The 20,957-nt window shown below is 64.7% G+C and carries 21 protein-coding genes; 11 read left to right on the top strand and 10 right to left on the bottom strand.

What is annotated here, in order from left to right; all coding sequences use genetic code 11:
• The first annotated feature begins 833 nt into the window (after window positions 1–833).
• Window positions 834–1,217 (top strand): hypothetical protein, encoded by a 384-nt coding sequence (locus FDW81_RS18415; protein ID WP_240720077.1) that lies wholly within the window; start codon window positions 834–836, stop codon window positions 1,215–1,217.
• A gap of 9 nt (window positions 1,218–1,226) precedes the next feature.
• Window positions 1,227–1,352 carry a hypothetical protein gene (locus tag FDW81_RS18605; RefSeq protein WP_255467097.1) on the top strand — a complete coding sequence of 42 codons (126 nt, stop codon included), beginning with the start codon at window positions 1,227–1,229 and terminating at the stop codon, window positions 1,350–1,352.
• Window positions 1,353–1,706: 354 nt separating this feature from the next.
• Here FDW81_RS18605 and FDW81_RS08400 read toward each other — a convergent pair whose 3' ends face one another.
• Complete coding sequence (locus FDW81_RS08400; protein WP_138133742.1) at window positions 1,707–2,393, bottom strand: TetR/AcrR family transcriptional regulator; 687 nt, start codon at window positions 2,391–2,393, stop codon at window positions 1,707–1,709.
• Window positions 2,394–2,471: 78 nt separating this feature from the next.
• On the opposite strand from FDW81_RS08400, the gene FDW81_RS08395 reads away from it, so the two are divergent.
• The 9 genes from FDW81_RS08395 (at window position 2,472) to FDW81_RS08350 (ending at window position 10,294) form a co-directional block, all read left to right on the top strand.
• Entirely contained in the window at window positions 2,472–2,765 is a 294-nt protein-coding gene (locus FDW81_RS08395; protein WP_138133741.1) for a hypothetical protein, read from the top strand.
• A gap of 332 nt (window positions 2,766–3,097) precedes the next feature.
• On the top strand, window positions 3,098–4,309 hold the full coding sequence (locus tag FDW81_RS08390) for a type III polyketide synthase (RefSeq protein WP_138133740.1): 1,212 nt from the start codon (window positions 3,098–3,100) through the stop codon (window positions 4,307–4,309).
• 50 nt (window positions 4,310–4,359) lie between these two features.
• Window positions 4,360–5,010 (top strand): class I SAM-dependent methyltransferase, encoded by a 651-nt coding sequence (locus FDW81_RS08385; protein ID WP_370278884.1) that lies wholly within the window; start codon window positions 4,360–4,362, stop codon window positions 5,008–5,010.
• Window position 5,011: 1 nt separating this feature from the next.
• Window positions 5,012–6,160, top strand: a complete 1,149-nt coding sequence (locus FDW81_RS08380) for an NAD(P)/FAD-dependent oxidoreductase (protein WP_138133738.1) — start codon at window positions 5,012–5,014, stop codon at window positions 6,158–6,160.
• A 325-nt stretch (window positions 6,161–6,485) separates the two neighbouring features.
• Window positions 6,486–7,166 carry a peptide deformylase gene (locus tag FDW81_RS08370; protein ID WP_138133737.1) on the top strand — a complete coding sequence of 227 codons (681 nt, stop codon included), beginning with the start codon at window positions 6,486–6,488 and terminating at the stop codon, window positions 7,164–7,166.
• 84 nt (window positions 7,167–7,250) lie between these two features.
• On the top strand, window positions 7,251–8,135 hold the full coding sequence (locus FDW81_RS08365) for a putative RNA methyltransferase (RefSeq protein WP_138133736.1): 885 nt from the start codon (window positions 7,251–7,253) through the stop codon (window positions 8,133–8,135).
• A 125-nt stretch (window positions 8,136–8,260) separates the two neighbouring features.
• Window positions 8,261–8,725, top strand: a complete 465-nt coding sequence (locus FDW81_RS08360) for an NfeD family protein (RefSeq protein WP_138133735.1) — start codon at window positions 8,261–8,263, stop codon at window positions 8,723–8,725.
• A 33-nt stretch (window positions 8,726–8,758) separates the two neighbouring features.
• The gene (locus FDW81_RS08355; protein ID WP_138133734.1) at window positions 8,759–9,700 is read left to right on the top strand and encodes an SPFH domain-containing protein; all 942 of its coding nucleotides are present in this window, start codon (window positions 8,759–8,761) and stop codon (window positions 9,698–9,700) included.
• Window positions 9,701–9,946: 246 nt separating this feature from the next.
• A complete protein-coding gene (locus tag FDW81_RS08350) occupies window positions 9,947–10,294 on the top strand; it encodes an RNA polymerase-binding protein RbpA (protein ID WP_013600997.1) in 348 nt (115 codons plus the stop codon).
• 78 nt (window positions 10,295–10,372) lie between these two features.
• Here the strand turns inward: FDW81_RS08350 and FDW81_RS08345 are convergent, their stop codons facing one another.
• From FDW81_RS08345 to FDW81_RS08305, 9 genes are all read right to left on the bottom strand, one after another.
• Window positions 10,373–11,113, bottom strand: coding sequence for a polyprenol monophosphomannose synthase (locus tag FDW81_RS08345; protein WP_138133733.1), 741 nt, complete (start codon window positions 11,111–11,113; stop codon window positions 10,373–10,375).
• 94 nt (window positions 11,114–11,207) lie between these two features.
• Window positions 11,208–12,863 carry an amidohydrolase gene (locus tag FDW81_RS08340; protein ID WP_138133732.1) on the bottom strand — a complete coding sequence of 552 codons (1,656 nt, stop codon included), beginning with the start codon at window positions 12,861–12,863 and terminating at the stop codon, window positions 11,208–11,210.
• 77 nt (window positions 12,864–12,940) lie between these two features.
• Entirely contained in the window at window positions 12,941–15,835 is a 2,895-nt protein-coding gene (locus FDW81_RS08335) for an RNA helicase (protein ID WP_138133731.1), read from the bottom strand.
• A 20-nt stretch (window positions 15,836–15,855) separates the two neighbouring features.
• Window positions 15,856–16,650, bottom strand: a complete 795-nt coding sequence (gene tatC / locus FDW81_RS08330) for a twin-arginine translocase subunit TatC (RefSeq protein WP_138133730.1) — start codon at window positions 16,648–16,650, stop codon at window positions 15,856–15,858.
• Between the two features lie 48 nt (window positions 16,651–16,698).
• On the bottom strand, window positions 16,699–16,971 hold the full coding sequence (gene tatA, locus FDW81_RS08325; protein WP_104997977.1) for a Sec-independent protein translocase subunit TatA: 273 nt from the start codon (window positions 16,969–16,971) through the stop codon (window positions 16,699–16,701).
• A gap of 32 nt (window positions 16,972–17,003) precedes the next feature.
• The gene (locus FDW81_RS08320) at window positions 17,004–17,354 is read right to left on the bottom strand and encodes a hypothetical protein (protein WP_138133729.1); all 351 of its coding nucleotides are present in this window, start codon (window positions 17,352–17,354) and stop codon (window positions 17,004–17,006) included.
• Between the two features lie 10 nt (window positions 17,355–17,364).
• Complete coding sequence (locus FDW81_RS08315; protein WP_138133728.1) at window positions 17,365–19,371, bottom strand: YafY family protein; 2,007 nt, start codon at window positions 19,369–19,371, stop codon at window positions 17,365–17,367.
• A 113-nt stretch (window positions 19,372–19,484) separates the two neighbouring features.
• A complete protein-coding gene (locus tag FDW81_RS08310) occupies window positions 19,485–19,880 on the bottom strand; it encodes an FKBP-type peptidyl-prolyl cis-trans isomerase (RefSeq protein ID WP_138133727.1) in 396 nt (131 codons plus the stop codon).
• Between the two features lie 86 nt (window positions 19,881–19,966).
• Window positions 19,967–20,896: an FKBP-type peptidyl-prolyl cis-trans isomerase gene (locus FDW81_RS08305; RefSeq protein WP_138133875.1), complete on the bottom strand. Its 930-nt coding sequence runs from the start codon at window positions 20,894–20,896 to the stop codon at window positions 19,967–19,969.
• Between the last annotated feature and the right edge of the window lie 61 nt (window positions 20,897–20,957).

The raw sequence follows: 20,957 nt of genomic DNA, 5'->3' as shown, positions 1-20,957 counted from the left end.
GGCTTCAAGCCAGTACAGCGGGGCGCCGTTACTCCTGCGTTACCGCCGCTCGCCGCGGACGGCAGAACTGCCACAGCAGGGCCGTCACGCCGCGGCAACGCCCCCGGTGGTCCACTTTGACCAGACTTGCAGGCCACTGCTCTCCCTGGGGGACAGTCGGAAGGAAGGACACGAGATGGGATTTCCCGGTGACGAAGGCCGGCTCCCGGTGATTTTACGTGCGCCGGTTTGCCGGTACCGGTTCTGCGGTCAATACAGCCGTCGACGACCCGTTCTATGGCTTCAGCCAGGGCTCTGTGCATGTCCTGCCGACAGCAACGGCCGGGCGAAATTCCACCAGTTCGAATCCCCGATGCTGCGCTTGCTTTCCGACCACAAGTACGAGGTCCCGGTCCACGGGACCAGTCGGTTTTCCTGGACAGCGCGGATGGGGGCTCCGTTAATCCAGCCTCTGTTTGGATCCACCGGTTTTACGATGACGCGGCGGATACCTTTGGCAATGACCCGGAGGCCTTCTCCTTTGAGGAGGCTGCACGTGATTTGTTCAGGCTGATCCGGCTGATTCTTCAAAAAACCGGGGCGCCAAAGGTCTTCCTGGTGGCTCATTCCATGGGTGGATTCATCCGCCGGTCGCTGGTGCAGCGCGCCATACCGGAAAGCATGGCAGGGGAGGAGGAAAAGTTTGATCCTGCTGCCGGGGCGAGGTTCGTCGCCAGGATCTTTACCTATGCAACCTCTCATGGCGGGATCCGTTTCGCCGTTGGCCCGGGCCTGCTCGAGCGGATCCGCGACGCGACCGGGATACAACGGCAGGTATCTTCGGCCCTGACCGCATGTACGAGTACCTCACGCCACCTGCGCTCCGGCCGATACGGACACGAAACGCTTTTATTGGGACGGAAATGCCCGACGACGGGTTTCCGGTGGACGAGGTGTTCTGCCTTGTGGGGTCCAACCCGGAGGATTACGACGCCGCGTGGGGACTTTCGTGCAAAGCGGTAGGAGCGCGCAGCGACGGCCTGGTGCAGATCGACAACGCTGCAGTCCGGCGAGCACCGCTGGCGGTGGTGCACCGCAGCCACAGTGGACGCCGGCAGCGTCAATTCAGAAGAGGGCTACCAGAACCTGCAGCGGTTCCTCTTCGGCAATCTCAAATACAGGTGGAACTGGTGGGCTTCGCCGTTGCAAAGGCGGCGCAAAGTGCTGCCCACTTCTAACTGCGGGACATGGATGACACCCCTAATTGCTGGCGGGGAAGGATCGATGTCCCGGAATTCTCCAAGGACCTGCTGGGACCGCACGCCGTGATCGGCCTCAACGTAACACCGCGCAGGCTCGCCCTTGACAACTGAAAGCGGGGGAGAGGCCCACTCAAACGCTCCACGCCCCGAGCGGAAGATCGATGCCGGCAGACCTGCCGGCAAGTGCCCCAACAATAGGCGATATATCGGGCTTGGACATCATCGCCAAGCAGGTTCCAGCAATCGGTGCCAAACCTTCGCCGTATAGCGCTGGGTTCCTCACAAAGAGCAGTGTGACGAGTTGAGGTTCCTGCGGGCCGGGGCTCGTAACGGTAAGAGGTAGTAGTACTCGCCATCCGTGCCGGTGGAGCGGCAGAGAGTGATGACGCCGATGCCGTTGGGCGGTCGCCACATGGGCCGTTGGCCTTCATTTCGTCACCAATAACGTCGGCTATCGCCCGCCCTCTAGGGACCGGTGGGGCTTGTCTCAGCCTGGCGCCCGGTGGGGGAGACGAGGAGTTGTAAGCAGAAGGCGTCGCCCAGCCATCGCTCGTACTCTTCGTCGCTCCAGCCGCGGTTGAGGACCAGGAGCTGCCATACGTTCGGGTGGTTAAGCGTCCAGAGGATGTCAGTCGCCCTCAAGACGCCTAAGGACGGGGCAAGGGAGCCGCTGGCATGGAGTTGCTCGACGATGGCGCGCTGCACCTCGAGGAGCTTTCCTTGGATGCCTGCCCACAGGTCGGCGATATCTGGGTCAGCTGATGCGGCGGTGCGGATCATTTCCAGTAGCGCTCCGGACCGGGCTTTGACGCGGCGGGCCTGCGCGGCGACCAGGCGGAGCTTCCGTTCCGGATCTGGTTCCTTTACCACGGCTTTGTACCAGTCCCGTTCCAGGACGGGCAGCTTTGCCTCTTCGGCGCCGAGCCGGGCGTCCCAGAGTGTGTGCACCAATGCTGCCTTGGTGTCGAAGTAGACGTAAATCGTCTTCAGGCTTACGCCTGCTTCTTCAGCGATGGCGGGCATCGACGTTGCGGGGTATCCCTGGCGCTCAAAGAGCCGCTGCGCAGCGTCGAGGATCGCCCTGCGCGTCCCTTCAGCCTGCTCCCGGCGTCGAGGTGAGTCGTACCTACGACTCTTGACCGTTGTTCCCATAGGAGTAGACTAACAACGTAATGATTACATGACACGGGTAATGAATATCCGATAACGGCAAGGAAAGGCTGAGGGGCAATGGCAACGCTGCGGATCGAGCTTCAGGTTCGTGACTATGAGTTGTGGAGGAGCGCCTTTGAAAAGGACGCAGGGGGACGTGAGCGTTCCGGAGCGCGGGGCTACAGGATTTTCCGCCCCGCCGAGCAGGACCACGAAGTGATGCTGGACCTGGACTTCGGCTCGGTGGCTGAAGCCGGTGCATTCCTCGACACCCTGCGCACCCAGGTATGGCCGTCCACCGAAAAATCTCCGGCCAAGATCGGCGAACCCAAAACGCACATTCTGGAGATGGTTGAGGCCAGGGAGTACTGAGGACACCGCAAAAGCTTGCTCCAGCCAGCCTTCCTGCATTAAAACGCCATCGACACCCGCCCTTTGGCAGGACGCGGTGCATCGGCGCGATGGTTCGGGCAATTGCCCATTATCACCGGTGTGCCGGCGCATAAACTTCTCGGGTAGCCGGACGATCAAGTTCCGGCCCGCCAAGAGGAGTTCCAGTCCTTAGGTTTACATAATGTAGATTATCGGCGTTCTAGCGACCTTCTTGCGAGTGGCCGTTCGCAGTGCCATTACCCGGTCCATGGCAGGCAACTCCGCACATCAGCACCGTTGCCTTTATCCGGAGGCTCGTTAAGAATGAGTCAATGACGGTCTACGTGCGCTCACTCGAAACTGCAGTTCCGAAAACAAAGCTGGTCCAGTCCGAAGCCCGCGACGTGTTCGCAGCCCAACCTGGCTTGTCCAGGCTTGGGGCCAGGCTGGTCAACACCTGTTTTGATTCAGCTGCCATTGAGACCCGGTTTACTGCCGTTGACGAGCTGACCAATGAATTCCGCTCCGATGACCCGCAGTTCTATGACTCGGCCACCGGCCTTCTCCTGAATCCCAGCACCAAAGTCCGCAACGACATCTTTGGCCGGGAAGCCACCAAGCTGTTCGTCCAGGCTGCCCGCTCCGCGATGGAGGCGTGCCCTGAACTCGATCTACTTGACATAACTCATCTCGTGACAGTTTCCTGTACCGGTTTCTTCAACCCCGGCCCGGACTACAAGATCGTCAGGGAGCTGGGGCTGAACCCGGCCGTCCAGCGGTACCACCTTGGGTTCATGGGCTGTTATGCAGCATTCCCGGCCCTGCGTGCTGCGAAGTCGTTCTGCGACGCCGACCCCAATGCCGTGGTCCTCGTTGTCTGCGCAGAACTCTGCTCCCTGCACGTACGCACCTCCAATGATCCCGACACCATCATGGGGTCAGCCCTTTTCGCGGACGGCGCCGCGGCCGCCATCATTACGGCCAGGCCCGGCAGCGAGGAAACCGCGCTGCTGCAGCTCGACCACTTTGAAACCGTCCTCACCCCTGTCGGCGAGGATTCCATGGCTTGGAACATCGGCGATCACGGATTCGAAATGGTGCTGGGAAACTACGTGCCGCACATCATTGACGACCATATCGTGGGCGCCTTGGAGCCACTGCTCGCCCGGGAACCGGAACTGGCGGCACTCCCCTACTCCTCCGTCACGCACTGGGCCATCCACCCCGGCGGCCGGAGCATCCTGGATAAGGTCGAGTCACGGCTTGGCCTGACGGAAGAGCAGCTGGTTCCGGCCCGTGAGATCCTCCGCAATTACGGCAACATGAGCAGCGCAACTGTGCTGTTTGTCATCAGGCGCATCCTGGAACAGGCTCCCGAGCCCGGTGATGAACGGATCTGTTCCATGGCGTTCGGCCCGGGGCTGACCGTGGAGACAGCTCTGTTAACCAAGCTCCGGCAGGCGCCGCCCGCACTCCGGCACGGGCAGGGCGGCCAGACGGACCAGGCCCGGGAGCTCCTAGCGGCGGAAGCACCCGTAGCCTGAGCGCCGTGGACCTCCTGCTGCGGCGCCGTGCCGCCAGTGCTGTGGAAATCATGGACCTGCCGGACTGCGACCCGCAGGCCCTGGACAACACCTATCGCCAGTTCGCCGTGGTGAACCGGGCACTGTCCGGCTGGCGGAGGCTGTACACCCGTGAGCTGCGGCCCTTTCTTTCAGCCAGCCCGCGGCCGGCAACAATCCTGGACATTGGCTCCGGCGGCGGCGACCTCGCACTCATGCTGGCCCGCTGGGCCGCGCGCGACCACCTGGCCCTGCACATCACGGGCATCGACCCTGACGCCCGGGCGGCGGCCTTCGCACTGCGCCGGCCGGAAGTGCACGGCGTCATCTTCCGGCAGGCCCACAGCAGCGATCTTGTCGCCGAGGGGCGGCAGTACGATTTCGTGATCTCGAACCATGTCCTCCACCATCTGGGCAGCGACCAGCTGCAGGAACTGCTGGCACATTCTGAACGGTTGGCGGGACATGCGGCGCTGCACAACGATCTCCGCCGCAGCCCCATTGCCTATGCCCTCTTCAGCGCTGCCGCCCTTCCCTTCCGCCGTTCCTTCATACGCGCGGACGGACTCACCTCCATACGGCGCAGCTACACCACCGGGGAACTGACCGCCCTCGCTCCCCCTGGCTGGACTGTCCGGCCGGGCAGCGCTTTCCACCAGGTGCTCGCCTGGCACAGGGAGTAGCGTGCCTGCAGACGTGGTGATCGTGGGCGGCGGGCCCGTGGGCCTGTACCTGGCCGCTTCGCTCCTTCAGGAGGGCGTCTCCGTCCGGGTGCTGGAGCAGAGGACAGAACGCAGCCCGCACAGCCGCGCCATCGGGATCCATCCGCCCGCTCTGGCAGCGCTTAGCCAGGTGCAGGTGGCGGCCGCCATGGTGCATGAAGGAGTTTCGATCCGCACGGGAAAGGCAGTCAGCGGCGGGAGAACAGTGGGGACGATGTCATTCGCGGGCGTCTCGGAAGACTTTCCATTCGTCCTCGCCCTCCCCCAGTCCCGGACCGAGCAGCTCCTGGAGGAGCGCGTCCGTACCCTGTCGGCCCATGCCATCGTCCGGGGAGTACGGGTGACGGGAGTAACGGACGACGGCGAAACGGCCGCCGTCGCCGTCGAACCTGTGGCGGGGGCTGGGACACGCCGTGAAGAAGTTGAGGGGTCAATAGTCGTTGCGGCCGACGGGGCGCGTTCACACTTGCGCACGGCTCTTGGCGTGCCCGTTCGGGCCAAGGAGTATCCGGACCACTATCTGATGGGCGACTTCGCTGATGCCGGGCAGTACGGCCGGATGGCTGTCCTGTTCCTCGAACCCGAGGGCATTGTCGAGTCCTTTCCGCTCCCCGGCGGGGTGCGGCGGTGGGTGGTTCGACTCAGCAGGCCCCCGGAAGACGCAAATGCGGGGCAACTCGCTGGCCTGGTGATGCGCCGCACCGGCGTCCTGCCGGACCTCCAAAGCAACACGATGGTGAGCGCCTTCAGCGTCCGGTCGACGCTGGCCCGCCGCTTGGTGTCCGGCCGGGTGGTGCTGATCGGGGATGCCGCACACGAGATCAGCCCCATCGGCGGACAGGGCATGAACCTTGGTTGGCTTGATGCCCAGGCGCTTTCGCCACTGATCCAAAGCGCTTTGGCGGGCGGACCGGTGGACCTGCAGTTGAAGAAATTCGAGGCTGACCGGCAGCGTGCCGCGGTCATCGCCCGCCGACAGTCTGAAGTCAACATGATGCTTGGACGTCCGCTGCCAGCGCCGTTCCTGAAGCTTCGCAACCTTGCCATCGGCGCCGCCGCATCTGCCCCGGCCATCAACCTCTGGACTGCAAGGCGTTTCACCATGCAGTAGGACACCCCCGGGACAGCTTGCCGGCCAGGAAGCGCACCTGAAGTCCCAGCAACGGAGAGCCAGCAGGGCCGGTGCTGATCAGTCTGATTCCACGGTTGCCCAGCCGCCCACACAGGTAGTACGCCCGATCACAATCTTCTGGTCCGCAACCACCCGGGCACCTTTGGTCGGCACCGGCCAGGACTGCCGCCAAGGTATGGGTGGAACCCTTAGGCGCCAGGAGGTGCGGCGCTTCCACCAGTACGAATGCATCCGCCTGGTCAGCCATGGAAAAGAGACTGACCGAGGGCCGGGCTTGATGCTGCCGCGCCAGTAGGCTTTCCCCATGAGCCATATCCCGCCCGAAGCCGCAGCCAGTGCCGAAGAGATCAGCGAAACGGTGGAGCAGATATTGTCGGCCGGGACGCTGCCGCCCATTGTGCAGGCGGGCCATCCCGCCCTGCGCCAGCCCGCCGCTCCCTTCGACGGGCAGCTGTCCGGCGACCAGCTTGACCGCCTGATAGCCCTGATGCGGCAGGTCATGCATGAAGCACCGGGTGTGGGACTGGCAGCGCCGCAGCTCGGCATACCCCTGCAGGTTGCCGTCGTCGAGGACCAGTTCGACGTCGATCCCGAGGCTGCCGCCCTGCGCAAACGGAGCCCCCTGGAGTTCCTGGCCCTCCTGAACCCGCGGTACAGTGCGTTGGGTCCGGAGCTGGCCTCTTTCTATGAGGGGTGCCTCTCGCTGAGCGGGCTGCAGGCAGTGGTGGCCCGGCCGGAAAGAGTCCTGCTCGAATTCCAGGCCCCCGACGGTTCAGCTGTCCGTCGTGAGTTCAGCGGCTGGCAGGCCCGGATAGTGCAGCACGAGACAGACCACCTCAACGGCATTCTTTACATTGACCGCGCCCAGCTGCGGTCGCTTAGCAGCAACGCAGAGTATGCCGCGCACTGGGCAGAAGCCGGGATTGGAAAGGCAAGTGCCGGTCTCGGTTTCGACGCCGGACCCGTGACGCCCGCCGGTCACTGACCGTCTCCAGGCCAAAGCGCGTCCTCGGGCAGGCGCCAGGGGATTCCGCCGGCAGGCCTGGCAGGCAGCCCTAAGATGGTGCCTATGCCTCTTCACGCCGACCTCCCGCTGCTGTGTCCGGTGTGCTCCCAACCGCTGGAACTCCTGGGGCAGCATCCTGCAGGGCAAAGCCGCCTCGCCTGCGGCGCTGGCCACAGCTTCGACGCAGCAAGGCAGGGCTATTTCAACCTGCTTGTCGGAAAGGGCACGGCCTTCGAGGCAGACAGCGCAGAGATGGTGGATGCGCGCTTCACTTTCCTGGGGAACGGGCATTACGGGCCAGTCGCAAACGCCGTGGCCGCCGCCGTCGTACCCTGCCTGGCCGCGGAAGCCGCCGTCGTCCTGGACTCCGGTACGGGAACCGGACACTACCTGCGTGTCCTGCTCGATGCCGCCTCAGCACAAGGACGGAAAGTCGCGGCATTGGGGCTGGACATCTCGAAGTTCGCGCTGCGGCGCGCCGCGCGGCTCAATCCGGAGGCAGTAAACCTGGTCTGGGACATCTGGCAGCCGCTGCCGGTAGCCGCAGGTTCGGTGGACGCGGTCACGGTGGTCTTTGCGCCGCGGAACGCCGCAGAGTTCGCCCGGGTCCTGAAACCAACGGGGCGGCTGGTGGTGGTGACACCCCGCCCCGGGCACCTTTCCTCCGTCGCTGCCCTCACGGGCATGCTCGGAATAGAAGAAGGCAAGGACACCCGCCTTACCTCTGCAATGGCCCCCCACTTCGAGGTCGAAAGCACCCGGGACATTGACTTCCCTTTGTCGCTCTCGCGCCGGGAGGCAGCCGACCTTGCATTGATGGGCCCCGCGGGACACCACCTGGACCGCCCAGCCGTCGCAGCCCGGCTGGAGGACCACCCGCAAACCATCGAAGCCGAGGCACGCTTCAGGCTCACTGTCTTCAGCCCCGCCCAACCTCCGATGCCGTAACGACTTGGCCACTATCCTCCGGGAACCGCACCCGTACCGCCCACAGTGTGACCGGCGGCACTAGGATTGAAGGACAGTTACTGGAGGGTCCGCGGGCGCGGCTCCCCGTAGCGAAGGGGGAGCAATTGTTCGAGTGGTTGGGTGAAAACTGGTGGGCAGTATGGCTCACAGCTTTCCTCGCTTTTGCAGTGGTCGAGATGATCACCCTCGACCTTTTCTTCATCATGCTCGGCGGAGGAACGCTCGCTGCGCTGGTGGCCGACTTCGCCGGCGCGGACCCGTGGCTGCAGATTGTTGTTTTCTGCGTGGTGTCCCTGCTGATGATCGCCTTTGTCCGGCCCGTGGCCCTGGCCCACCTGAAAAAGGGCCCGTCGGAGCAGCGGACCAACGTGGACCGGCTGATTGGCGAACGGGCCGTCGTCATGGAGCCCGTCACGGCCGACGGCGGCCTGGTCAAGATCGGCGGGGATATATGGAGCGCCCGGTCGGCGGCGGGGGTCCTCCCTGCCGGCCAAAAAGTAGTGGTGGCCGCCATCGACGGGGCCACAGCCGTGGTCTCGGCGGCGTCGGACGCTGACGGCAAGTCCTGATACAGCCTGAACACATGGGGAAGAAGGAAATGTATGGATAACGCAGGAGGAACCGCACTGGCGATTGTGCTGGTGGTCCTGATCGTGTTTGTGATTATCGTCCTGGTCCGGGCCATCCGGATCATTCCACAGGCACGGGCAGGTGTGGTTGAACGGCTGGGCAAATACCAGCGGACCCTGAACCCGGGGCTGACCATCCTGATTCCTTTCGTGGACCGGCTCCTGCCATTGCTGGACCTCCGCGAGCAGGTGGTCTCCTTCCCTCCCCAGCCCGTCATTACCGAGGACAACCTGGTGGTGTCCATCGATACCGTGGTGTACTTCCAGGTCACGGATCCGCGGGCCGCCACCTATGAGATCGCCAACTACATCCAGGCGGTGGAGCAGCTGACCACCACCACGCTTCGCAATGTGGTGGGTGGCCTGAACCTGGAGGAAGCGCTGACTTCCCGCGACCAGATCAACGGCCAGCTCCGCGGCGTCCTGGACGAGGCCACCGGCCGCTGGGGCATCCGGGTTTCGCGCGTTGAACTGAAGGCCATTGATCCGCCCCACTCGATCCAGGATTCGATGGAGAAGCAGATGCGCGCGGAGCGCGACCGCCGCGCCGCGATCCTGACGGCCGAAGGAACCAAGCAGTCCGCCATCCTGACGGCTGAAGGGCAGCGGCAGGCTGCCATTCTTAAAGCGGAAGGCGACGCCAAAGCTGCCATCCTCCGCGCCGACGGTGAAGCGCAGGCTATCCAGAAGGTCTTCGACGCCATCCACCGCGGCAACCCGGACCAGAAGCTGCTGGCCTACCAGTACCTGCAGACGCTCCCCAAGCTGGCGGAGGGTTCCTCCAACAAGCTGTGGATTATCCCCAGTGAAGTCGGTGAGGCGCTCAAGGGGATCGGCAACGCATTGGGTGGAACGAGCTCCGAAACTGTCCGCGGGCTATTTGATGAGGTAGGGGCCAAGAGCTCTGAACCCTGACGGCGCCGCCAAAGCAGGGGAAGGGGATCCGCAGTTGCTGCGGATCCCCTTCTATTTTGGCCGGGACGGCATGATCCCGGTATAGTTGGGTATTTGTCCGGCAGGAGCAGATCCGCCGGAACAACAAGCCTTCGCAATGCGTTGAATCTAGAAGATGCAGCACAGAGCACACAGTAGTCCGGCGGTGCTTCGCGGCCACCGGCTAGCGCGGTGTTGTACACCGCGAACCGACCAGAGGGAGAAATTATGAGCGATCGCAGCCTGCGGGGCATGCGCCTTGGTGCGCAGAGCATGGAGACTGAGTCCGGCGTCGAGCCCGCTCCGCGCCAGCGCGTCGAATACCGGTGCGAGGACGGCGAGCAGGTCTTCGTCACTTTCTCCTCAGAGGCGGAAATTCCCCCTGTCTGGGTCTCCAAGACCGGCAAGGAAGCGCTCCTGGTTGACGGCGAACGCCCCGACACGAGCAACGACAAAGCTGTCCGCACCCACTGGGACATGCTTCTGGAACGCCGCTCGCTTCCTGAGCTGGAGCAGATCCTCGAGGACCGGCTGACCATCCTGCGCGAACGCCGCGGAGAACGGCGCTCCGCCTAAGGGGTTTCCTGACACTAAAAGGGGCCGTCCCCGCACCAAAGGTGCGGGGACGGCCCCTTTCCTGTCCCTGCCGGCCGCCTAGGGCTGTCCGCTTGCCTTCCGGGTCAGGGTGTTCCAGCGGGCCTGCAGGCCCCACTTGGTGACGTTGACCATGGCTTCGAGCACAATGTTGCCGCTCATTTTGGATGCACCGAGTTCCCGCTCCACAAAGGTGATGGGCCGTTCCTCGATGCGGAGCCCCATGCGGGCCACCCGGAAAGCGAGGTCCACCTGGAAGCCATAACCCACGGAGTCCACCTGGTCCAGGTTGAGCTTCTCCAGGGTGGTCCTGCGGAATGCGCGGTAGCCGCCCGTGACATCCTTGATCTTCAGTCCGAGCATGAGCCTGGCGTAGGTGCTTCCCACCCGGGAGATAGCCTGGCGGTAGAGCGGCCAGTTGACGACGCTTCCGCCGGGGACCCAGCGCGAGCCCATGGCAAGGTCCGCCCCCTGCTCAACTGCTTCCAAAAGCTGGGGAAGCTGTTCCGGCTGGTGGGACCCGTCCGCGTCCATCTCCACCAGGACGTCGTACCCTGCGTCCAGTCCCCATCTGAAGCCGGCAATGTAGGCCGCGCCGAGCCCTTCTTTGCCCTTCCTGTGCAGGACATGAACCTGGGAGTCCTCGGCGGCGAAGCCGTCGGCAAGCTTGCCGGTGCCATCGGGGCTGTTGTCATCCACCACCAGCACGTCCGACGCCGGAACTGCCGCGCGAAGCCGCTGGAGGGTCTTCGGCAGTGATTCCAGCTCGTTGTAGGTGGGAATGATGGTGAGGACGCGCACAGGGGGCCTTTCCTGGGGGAAATGGTCGGTGCGTCCGGCCGCGGACAGGTCGGCGGCGGGCGCAACTACCAATTATAGGGCGGTGGGGACCTGGTCAGGACCGCAGCGCGGGACTGGCGAAAAGTTCGACGCCGTCCCGCACCGTCTGGAGGCACACCGGGTCACTGCCCGTGTCCAGTGCAGGGAGCAGCGGAGTCCTGGCCCTCGGGTCGGTGCTCCAGGACTGGACGCGGCCGTCGGCCACCTGGACCATCAGTTCCTCGACTTCCCACACGGCGAAACTGGCGGGGGCTCCAGGCACGAGTTGCCCAGCCATGGGATTGGGGTACCTGGCTGCCCGCCAACCTGCCCGCGTGTGGCCAAGGAAGGCAGCCCGGGCGGAAATGCGCTCTTCCTGGTTGTGGTGCTCCAGGCAAGCCCGGACGCTGGACCACGGCCGCAGCGGGGTGACGGGGCTGTCGCTGCCAAAGCAGACCGGCACGCCTGCCGAGTACAGGCGCGCGAAGGGGTTCATGGAACTGCTCCGCTCCCCCAGCCTCTGCTCGTAGAGTCCCCCGGGGCCACCCCAGGCGGCATCGAACGCCGGCTGAGCACTGACCGTTACCGCGTAACGTGCCAGGGTTTCCACCGCGGCAGGATCGGCCATCTCGACGTGCTCGAACCGGTGGCCGGCTGCCCGCACCCGCTGCTCCCCTACTTCCCTGGCCGCAAGCCCAAGGGCCTGCAGGGCAGCGTCCAGCCCGGCATCACCGATTACGTGGAACCCGCCCTGTACACCGGCGAGGGAGCAGGCCGCCAGATGCGCTGCTGCCTCATCAACGCTTAGGTACAGGCTGCCCCGCTCCCCTGGCGCGTCCGTGTAGCCGGTCCTCAGGGCCGCTGTCCTGGACCCCACAGAGCCGTCGATGTTGAGGTCACCGGCGAGCCCGCGCACAGCGAAGCCGAACTGTTCAAGGATGCTGCGGGCATGCTCTTCGGACAAGGCCAGTTCGCCCCAGTAGGCGAGGACCTCCGGTACCCCCGCGCCTTCAGACCCGCCGCCGTTCCATGCTGCCGCAAGCCTCAGGTCCTCCGCTCCGCCGATATGGGGAGCCCCCATTTCCGCTACGGCCACATAACCGTTGGCAGCCGCTTCGGACAGCGCTCGTGACTGGTGCCGCTGCAGCATGGACTCCGGCAAGCGCCGGGTTGCCTGCCTGGCTGCCGTGTGCGCAGCCCTCCGAACCCGTGCGCCGCCGTCGAACCCATCCATCTCCCGCAGCCCCGCCGCCTGCGCAAGTGTCGTGGAAACCAGTGCCGAGTGGACGTCCACCCGGGACAGGTAGACCGGGCGCCCCGCCGACGCCCGCTCCAGTTCCTCCGCACTGGGCAGGGTGCCGTCAACCCAGGCCGTCTCATCCCAGCCGTGCCCCAGGACAGGACCGTCACCGGGGGCGGCAGCTACGGCGTCAAGCAGCTCCCGCGCGGACCGTATCCCGCCCAACTTCAGGGATTCCAGGGCGATGCCGGTTTCGGTGAGATGCAGGTGGGAGTCGACAAAACCGGGCGCAACCAGCGCGCCCCGAAGGTCGATGATCTCCATGGAACTGTCTGCGATGGAGGACGCCGCCTGTTCCGATCCCACCCACGCGACGGTGTCTCCGTCCACCACCATGGCTGTGGCGAACGGGTCCGCTGCAGTGTAGACGGACCCGTTGCGGTACAGGACCGTCTTGGGGCGGGAACCGGGCAGTGGTTCAGGCTGGGACATACGGGGCAGTACTCCTGGTATGGGCAGGCCTGCGGACAGCAGGCAGGATTGGCAGAGTTGTCAGGGGATCGCGCTGGTCAGAGGACCGAGGAATAGGCCACAACGCCGCGGCGGATCAGCGAGATTGCCTCGGCGCAGAGCCGGGCAAGGCGGGGATCCAGGCCCGGGATCTTGGCAAGCTGGTCAAGAAGGTCCACCACCTGCTTGACCCAGCGGACAAAGTCGCCGGCCGCCAGGTCCGTTCCACTGAGGACATCCTGAAGATGCCGGCCCCTTGCCCACTTGTAGATGGGCCAGACAAGGCCCAGTTCAGGCTCACCGGTCAGCGGAAGCTTCTTTTCCTCTTCCACATCCTCCAGGGCAGACCATTCGCGGATGACGATGTCCACCGACGTCTCCAGGGAGACACTCGGCATCCGGGGCCGAAGCCCCCGGTCTTCGCGTTTCGCCTGGTACACCAGCACACTTGCGAGGGCGGCGATCTCCGCGGCATCCAAATCGTCGAACGCGCCCAGCCGCAGGGACTGGGAAATGAGCAGGTCCTTCTCACCATAGATCCTGCGCAGCCGCTGGCCGTCAGGACTGATGGCCAGCCTTCCGTCCCCCGCCGGTTCGAGGTATCCGTAGGAGGACAAGACATCACAGACGCGGTCGAAAGTCTTGGCGATGGTGTTGGTACGGCCCTGGATCTGCCGCACCAGGCCGTCAGTTTCCCGCCGCAGCTTCCACCACCGTTCGGACCAGCGCGCGTGGTCCTCCCGCTCGTTGCAGCCATGACAGGGGTGGGCGCGGAGGGCGCGGCGCAGGTCCGCAATACGCTTTTCCTGGTTGGGCAGGGCCGTTGCGAGGCCGAAGTCGTTGTTGCGGTTGTTACCGGGTGCGGGCGGCCTGTTTTCGCGCAGGGCATTCCGGGCCGAGGACGCAAGGTCCCGCCGGGACTTGGGCACCTTCGCGTTGAAAGACTTTGGGATTCGGATCCGTGTTATGGGCGCAATAGGGCCTTCCAGATCGTCCGTGCCGATCCTGCGCAGCTGGTTGTCAAGCGTGAGGACCGCGGGCCTTGGCTCCCGACTGGTGTGGTCCGCGCTGAGCACGATGGCCGGGCCGGGTGCCCTGCCGCCGGGAACATGCACTACATCGCCGGGCAGGAGCCTCGCCAGCGAATCGTCACTCAATGACTTCCGGGCGCGCGACTTGGTGCGCGAGGTGAGGTTCTCGGCGTCGGACAGTTCTCTGCGCAGGCGGGCGTACTCGGTGAAGTCCCCCAGGTGGCAGGTCATCGCCTTGGCGTAGCCGGCCAGGGACTCCTCCCGGCTGCGCACCTGCTTGGCGAGCCCCACTACGGAACGGTCCGCCTGGAACTGCGCGAAGGAGGACTCGAGGATTTCCCGGGCCCTTGCCCGTCCGAACTGGGCCAGGAGGTTGATGCTCATGTTGTACGTGGGCCGGAAGCTCGAGTTCAAAGGGTAGGTGCGCCGCGAGGCCAGGCCTGCGACCGCCGTCGGATCCGTCCCCGGCTGCCACAGCACCACGGCGTGGCCTTCGACGTCGATTCCCCGGCGGCCGGCACGGCCGGTCAGCTGGGTGTACTCCCCCGCGGTAATGTCCACGTGGGCCTCGCCGTTGAACTTGTCAAGCTTTTCCAGGACTACAGACCGGGCAGGCATGTTGACGCCAAGCGCAAGGGTCTCCGTCGCGAAGACTGCCTTGACCAGGCCGTCGGCAAAGAGCTTCTCCACCACTTCCTTGAACGTCGGCAGCATACCGGCGTGGTGCGCGGCAAAGCCCCGCAGCAGCCCGTCCCGCCACGTCCAGAAGCCCAGCACATCCAGGTCGTCCGGCGGGATCTCGAATCCGGCTTCATCAACGCGTTCAGCGATGATCCGCTGCTCCTTCTCGGTGGTCAGCCACAGACCGGAACTGACGCACTGTGCCACGGCAGCGTCGCAGCCGGCCCTGGAAAAAATGAAGGTGATGGCCGGGAGCAGGTCCATGCGGTCTAGGCTGGCGATGACCTGGGGACGGCTGGCGGGACGTACGCCCCGTTCTTCCCTGCCCGGCATTTCGTTGCCGCGCCTGCCCCGCTGGCCGCGTCCGCCGGGACCCGGCCGGCTGCGGAAGCTCTGCTGGCTCTCGCTTTGGGCAACAGTCAGGAGATCGGGATTGACCTCGAAGCCCCGCCCCTTGGACGCCTCCTTTGAGGAGGACGGCTGCTCGTCCTCCTCGTCCACGGGCGGCGCAATCTCATCGAACGTGGTTTCGCCGGCGAACAGGTCCATGATCTGGCGCCCGACCATGACGTGCTGCCACAGCGGCACCGGCCGGTGCTCGGAAACGATGATGTCCGTGTCACCGCGGACGGTATCCAGCCAGGCGCCGAACTCCTCCGCATTCGAGACGGTGGCGCTGAGGGAGACCACCTGCACCTCGCTCGGAAGGTGGATGATCACTTCCTCCCACACGGCGCCGCGGAAGCGGTCGGCAAGATAGTGCACCTCGTCCATCACCACATAGCCGAGGTCGTCCAGGGTGGCCGAGTCGGCGTACAGCATGTTCCGGAGCACTTCGGTGGTCATGACGACGACAGGGGCGTCACCATTGATGCTTGTGTCGCCGGTCAGCAGGCCTACCTTATCGGCACCGTACTTCTCGGAGAGCTCAGTAAACTTTTGGTTGCTCAGGGCCTTGATGGGCGTCGTGTAGAAGGCCTTGAGGCCCCGCTGCAGCGCCAGGTAAATGGCAAATTCCCCAACGATCGTTTTTCCGGCCCCCGTGGGCGCAGCCACAAGAACTCCCCGGCCCTCCTGCAGGGAACGGCACGACTGGCGCTGGAAGTCGTCGAGCTCGAAGTCCAGGGTGCGGACAAAGGCGCCCAGGTACGTCGCTGCTTCGGCCCTGCGCTCGGCGCTGGCACGGTAGCGCTCAGCCGGGGAGAGCTCTTCAAAGTCGGTGGGCCCGGTGTTGGAGGACATACCCCAAGCCTAACGGGCGCCTAGAGGTTCTTCAGCTCACTGCCCGGGGTGGCGATGTCCGCTGTTGCCTCTGTCTCGGCCATGCGCTTGGCCTGGCGGCGCTCCCGGCGCTTGTCGTTCATGAGGCAGATGCCGATGGCAGCGAAAAAGAGAACCAGCAACGGGCCGGCCAACATGAACATGGAAATGGCGTCCGCCCCGGGAGCGGCAATGGCGGCCAGGACGAACACCAGGAAAACGGTGATCCGCCAGGCTTTGAGGATGGCGCGTCCCGAGATGACGCCGGCCATGTTGATGCCCACGAGCACCACCGGCACCAGGAAGGCGATGCCGAGCACCAGGACCATCCGCGTCACGAACTCGATGTAGGTGCGGGCATCGATGACGCTCGAGGAGCCGTCAGGGGTGAACTGGGTCAGAGCCCGGACAACCTGCGGGACGACAAGCCAGCCCGCCCAGATGCCGGCAAGGAACAGCGGGACTGCTGCCGCCATGTAGCCCAGCGTGTACCTGCGCTCCTTCGAGGTAAGCCCAGGCGTGATGAATGCCCACAGCTGGTAGATCCAGATGGGACTGGAAATCACCACGCCGATGAGCAGCGACATCTGGAGCTTGAAGTCGAACGGGGACGCGATGGTTCCGAAGTTGATTGCCGAAAGCCCGCCGGTCTGCTGCGAGATGCTGTTGACGGGGTCGGCCAGCGCCTTCAACAGCGGATCGTAAAGTATCCAGCCCCCAATGCCGCCAATGACGACGCCGATAGCTGACTTGATCAGCCGGTTCTTCAGCTCTTTGAGGTGGTCCCAAAGAGCCATGCGCCCTTCTGGGTTGGCTTTACGGGCCCGCGACAGTGCCACTGGGGGTCAGGCGCGGTTTGACGGCGGAACGTCAGTGCCGTCTGTCGGCTCACCGGGCTTCGCCTTGGGGTGGTTCACGATGGTGCCCTCAACCGGACCTGAGGCGTCCGTGGAATCGGTCTTGCCGTCGTTCTTCATTTCCTTGACCTCGGACTTGATAATCCGCATGGACTGTCCAAGGCTGCGTGCCATGGCCGGAAGCTTGGGCGCGGCGAAGAGAAGCAGGGCAACAACGATGATGATTACGATGGGCCAGGGGCCATCGAAGAGTCTTCCCATGGGAAATCCTTTCGTCTTACTACATTTTACTTCTATGTGAAGTCCAGATCGCCGAGGGCCTGCGGCTGGCCCCGGTCCTTCTTGCGCTGCACTCGCCGCAGTCGGCGTTCTTCCCGTCGGGATGACTTGGATGCCTCGTAATCATGTCGCATCGCAGCAGGTGAGGCAAAAACCGCGGATCCCGGGCGGGGCTCGCCCGGATCCGCCTGCTGCTCCCCGTCCGGCCCAACAGGGTTCAGGTGCCCCAGCTTGTCGCCCGCTGCGCCCAGATCGTGCATGGTCGCCATGAACTGGCGGAAGAGGCGGATGCCCAAAAGGACATAGAACAGCAGCGAAAGCGCAACGAGCGCCACCCATATCAGGATCCAGGACCACCAAGGCATGCTGAGAAGTCTATCCGCCGTACCTGGCCAAGGATGCCGCCAGCCAGGCGCGGGCTGCCTCTGCGTGTTCGGCGGGCTCCAGGATCCGGACAGAACCGCCGTGCTGGGCCACAAACATCGGGAGCCAGGCGGTGTTGCCGAAACGGATGTCGGCCACCAGGCCGCCGTCGTCCAGTTCGGCCGTGCGTTCGGCATAGTAGTCATCGGCCAGCCCCCTCCCCTGCCGGGTGAGCTGGACGGTGACGGTGGTGTCATCGTCCCTGGCGGTGAAAAGTTTGGCCGGAACCCCCTGGGCGGGCGTAGCGCGGACGGCTGCCGGGCGCCCGTTGGCGTGGATCTCCTGTACCCGGTCCAGGCGGAAATTCCTGAGCCCTTCCACCGAATGGCAGTACGCCTCGAGGTACCAGGTGTTATCCAGCGAGTACAGCCGCAGCGGGTCCACGTCCCGCACCGAGACGCTGTCCCGTTGCGGGGAGAAGTAAGTGAGGTGAAGTTGGGCCCGCGACTCGATGGCCTGCCGCACCAGCGCATGGGTGGCAGCGTCCGCCGGCGCCACTTCCGGCCCGGCGACGGACGCGGCACGAAGCCCCTCCTCACCGGCGGCGGCCAGGAGTTTGAGCGTCACTGATTCCAGCGCACCCCCTTCTGCCACGTCCGGGAGGCTATTCAGCGTTTCCAGCCCCGTGAGGAGCGCGCACGCTTCCTCGACAGTGAAACGGACCGGCTTGGTCAGGTCCAGGTCCTGGGTGATGTACACGTGGTCGTCGTCCCACTGGATGTCCAGGAGGTCATCCGGGTAGCCTTCCGGAAGTCCGGAACAAATGAGGATTTGCAGGTCATTCTCCAGTTCCTTCCTGCTGATGCCGAACCGGTCCGCCACGTCCTGGATGTGCAGGCCCTGGTTGTGCACCAGGAAGGGGACGAGCTGGAGCATCCGCTTCAGCTGGTCCTCGGAAGTGCGCGGGCGGACCGGCCGGGCAGGAGCATCCGCGAACTTGTATTCCGGTACGGGAGCGGCGGAGAAGTCAGCTGCGGCGCGCAGCCTTCGCCGCACGGCGTCCACCAGTTCGGGGGGAGCAACCGCCAGGGCGTCCGGGCCGTACGAGGCGAGCTCTTCGGCGAGCACCTCCGGGTCACGGTACTGCAGGATGAGTCGGTCAGAGCCTGTCTCGGGCCCCTGGAGGCCGCTGACCGGGGCGCTGTTCCGGCCAGCCTCGTCCTGCGCGATTGCGCGGCGCCGCAGTGCCAGCAGGCGTCCGGCCCGGACGTCCACGACGGCGGTGCTCAGCGGCAGTTCCGGCAAACGTTCCAGTTCCTGCCGGACATTGAAGTCGCGCGGCGGCCTGAATTGTTCGCGCTCCTGGATTGAAACCGCGCTGGTGAACCGCGAGAGCCGGAAGTGGCGCGTTTCCCTCCGGACGCGGTCATGACCCACCAGGTACCAGTGGCCGAAACGGCTGCCCAGGCCCCAGGGCTCCACTGACCGCTGTTCTTCAATTCCGGTGCTGCCCGCAAGGTAGGTGAAGATGACGGGGTGCTTGGCATGGATCGCGGCAACGAGGTCGTCGAAGGCCTGGCCTGCGGGCTTGATCCGGGGCTGGACTCCGGCCGGCAGCTGGACGTCCGCCATGCCGCCGGATGCCTGCAGCTTCCGCAGCGCGCTTTGGGCGGCTGAGCCCAGGGCTGCCCGTTCCCAGAGCTGTGAAGCGAGCAGGAGCACCGTCCACTCTTCAGGCCCCAGCTGGACGTCCGGCAGGCGGTTGGATTCTTTGCCGATCCGGTACCGCGTGGTGGCGGGGTCGTCCTCGCTCCAGCCCAGGTCTGTCAGCGTTTCGACCTCGAAGCCGAACTTCCGCAGATCGGTTTTGTCCCGTTCGAACATGCGGCCAAAGGAGGCTTCGTTACCGTAGACATCGCGGTAGACCGTTTCGCGCAGCTCGCTGCGGCGCAGGCCGTACTTGGTGTTCAGCAGTGCGATGAGCAGGTTAAGGAGTCGTTCAGTACGGGATGCGGGCACCCTCGTTACGTTACTAAAATCCTCGCCGGAACGCAGGAAACGCGGCAGCAGCAAAAAAGGTTGCTCCTGCTGCTGCCGCGTTTCCTGCAGCTCGTGACAGCCCGCTGGACGGTTTAGCGGATGCCGACGAGGTCCACTACGAAGATCAGGGCCTCGTCGGGAGCGATCGCTCCGCCGGCACCGCGGGATCCGTACGCCAGCTCCGAAGGGATCTCCAGCCGACGGCGGCCGCCCACCTTCATGCCCAGCAGGCCCTGGTCCCAGCCCTGGATGACCTGACCGACACCAACCCGGAAGTCAAGGGGTGCCCCGCGGCCCCAGGAGGCGTCGAATTCTTCACCGGTGGACCAGGCAACCCCAACGTAGTGGGTGGAAACTGTGTCCCCGGGCTGGGCTTCCCGGCCTTCGCCCTCAATGAGGTCCGTGATCACCAGTTCAGTGGGTACGTCTCCCTCGGGAAAATCGATCTCGGGCTTCTGGCGGTCGAATTCACGCTGGCCAAATGACATGGTTGCTCCTTTGGTGTGGATGTGCTGGTAGATGTGATGCCGGTGGATGCCGCCGTCAGGAAGCCGCGGCCCGACTGTAAGTGTTGCTACTTGGCCCCGAGGATGTCCACTACGAAGACAAGGTCGCCCTTGGCCTCGCCCTGGCCGGCTTCTCCATACGCAAGATCCTTGGGGATGACCAGCAGCACGCGGGACCCAACAGTCTTGCCGGCGAGGCCCTGGGTCCAGCCCTTGATCACGCCGGTGAGGGGGAAGCTTGCGGGTTCGCCGCGGTCGAAGCTGGAATCGAATTTGGTGCCGCCGGCCAGGGTGACGCCGACGTAGTTCACCGTGAGGGTGTCGGTCTCCTTCACAGTGGCCCCGTTACCCTTGATGAGGTCCTGCGAGACCAGTGCTGTGGGAGCGGCCACGCCCTCGACGTTGATCTCGGGGATGCCCTCGCCATTCTCGGTCACCTTGGGAAGACCGGCCGGCGGGGTGATGGCTTCACCTTCAGGCTTTTCGAGCACGGGAGCAATGTCCTCCGCGGAGATCACCTTGATGACCAGCAACTGCGTGGGTTGTGCTTCACCGCCTGCGGCGGCGGCCTGTCCGGGCACGGCAAGCGCCAGGCTGGAGCCGACCCTGGCCCCAACAAAGGCGTTGTAGATGACCTCGCTTCCGGTCTTCAGCTCCTCGTTAAGTTCCAGGGGCTCCGGCTCGTTGGGGAACGTGTCCTCAAGCATACTGCCGTCCTTACCGTTGAGCGCCAGGACGGAGATGTTTGCCACCTGGTTCGCCTTGACTGTTTCGCCGCTGCCCTCAGTGATCACCTTGACAGTTGGCTCTGCCACTTCCAGCGGCTTGGTGAATTCCACACCGGGGGCTTTCTTGTCCCCGTTGTCGGTCAGTTTGAGGGAGTCGAACTTGGCAGTCTCACCAGCGGATACGCTGGTGGGTTCCGGCTCGGCGGTTGAGCCGCCGCAGGCGGTCAGCAGCAACAGACCGGGAAGAAGGATTGCTAGTAGTCGGCGCACGTAAGAGAACTTTCGTCGGGGCAGGATGAAGGCGATGTTCCGCATGGCAACGGCTCAACGC

It is taken from the genome of Pseudarthrobacter sp. NamB4 (assembly GCF_005796185.1).
In the GTDB taxonomy this organism is placed as follows: Bacteria; Actinomycetota; Actinomycetes; order Actinomycetales; family Micrococcaceae; genus Arthrobacter.
This window is presented reverse-complemented; position numbering and strand designations above follow the sequence as displayed.

Coding starts and splice junctions, on each gene's coding strand:
- FDW81_RS08310 (WP_138133727.1), bottom strand. CDS start 19,880: ATGTCATTTGGCCAGCGTGAATTCGACCGCCAGAAGCCCGAGATCGAT.
- FDW81_RS08355 (WP_138133734.1), top strand. CDS start 8,759: ATGGATAACGCAGGAGGAACCGCACTGGCGATTGTGCTGGTGGTCCTG.
- FDW81_RS08370 (WP_138133737.1), top strand. CDS start 6,486: ATGAGCCATATCCCGCCCGAAGCCGCAGCCAGTGCCGAAGAGATCAGC.
- FDW81_RS08335 (WP_138133731.1), bottom strand. CDS start 15,835: ATGTCCTCCAACACCGGGCCCACCGACTTTGAAGAGCTCTCCCCGGCT.
- FDW81_RS08400 (WP_138133742.1), bottom strand. CDS start 2,393: ATGGGAACAACGGTCAAGAGTCGTAGGTACGACTCACCTCGACGCCGG.
- FDW81_RS18415 (WP_240720077.1), top strand. CDS start 834: ATGTACGAGTACCTCACGCCACCTGCGCTCCGGCCGATACGGACACGA.
- FDW81_RS08320 (WP_138133729.1), bottom strand. CDS start 17,354: ATGCCTTGGTGGTCCTGGATCCTGATATGGGTGGCGCTCGTTGCGCTT.
- FDW81_RS08385 (WP_370278884.1), top strand. CDS start 4,360: ATGGACCTGCCGGACTGCGACCCGCAGGCCCTGGACAACACCTATCGC.
- FDW81_RS08350 (WP_013600997.1), top strand. CDS start 9,947: ATGAGCGATCGCAGCCTGCGGGGCATGCGCCTTGGTGCGCAGAGCATG.
- FDW81_RS08395 (WP_138133741.1), top strand. CDS start 2,472: ATGGCAACGCTGCGGATCGAGCTTCAGGTTCGTGACTATGAGTTGTGG.
- FDW81_RS08340 (WP_138133732.1), bottom strand. CDS start 12,863: ATGTCCCAGCCTGAACCACTGCCCGGTTCCCGCCCCAAGACGGTCCTG.
- tatA (WP_104997977.1), bottom strand. CDS start 16,971: ATGGGAAGACTCTTCGATGGCCCCTGGCCCATCGTAATCATCATCGTT.
- tatC (WP_138133730.1), bottom strand. CDS start 16,650: ATGGCTCTTTGGGACCACCTCAAAGAGCTGAAGAACCGGCTGATCAAG.
- FDW81_RS08390 (WP_138133740.1), top strand. CDS start 3,098: ATGACGGTCTACGTGCGCTCACTCGAAACTGCAGTTCCGAAAACAAAG.
- FDW81_RS18605 (WP_255467097.1), top strand. CDS start 1,227: ATGGATGACACCCCTAATTGCTGGCGGGGAAGGATCGATGTCCCGGAA.
- FDW81_RS08365 (WP_138133736.1), top strand. CDS start 7,251: ATGCCTCTTCACGCCGACCTCCCGCTGCTGTGTCCGGTGTGCTCCCAA.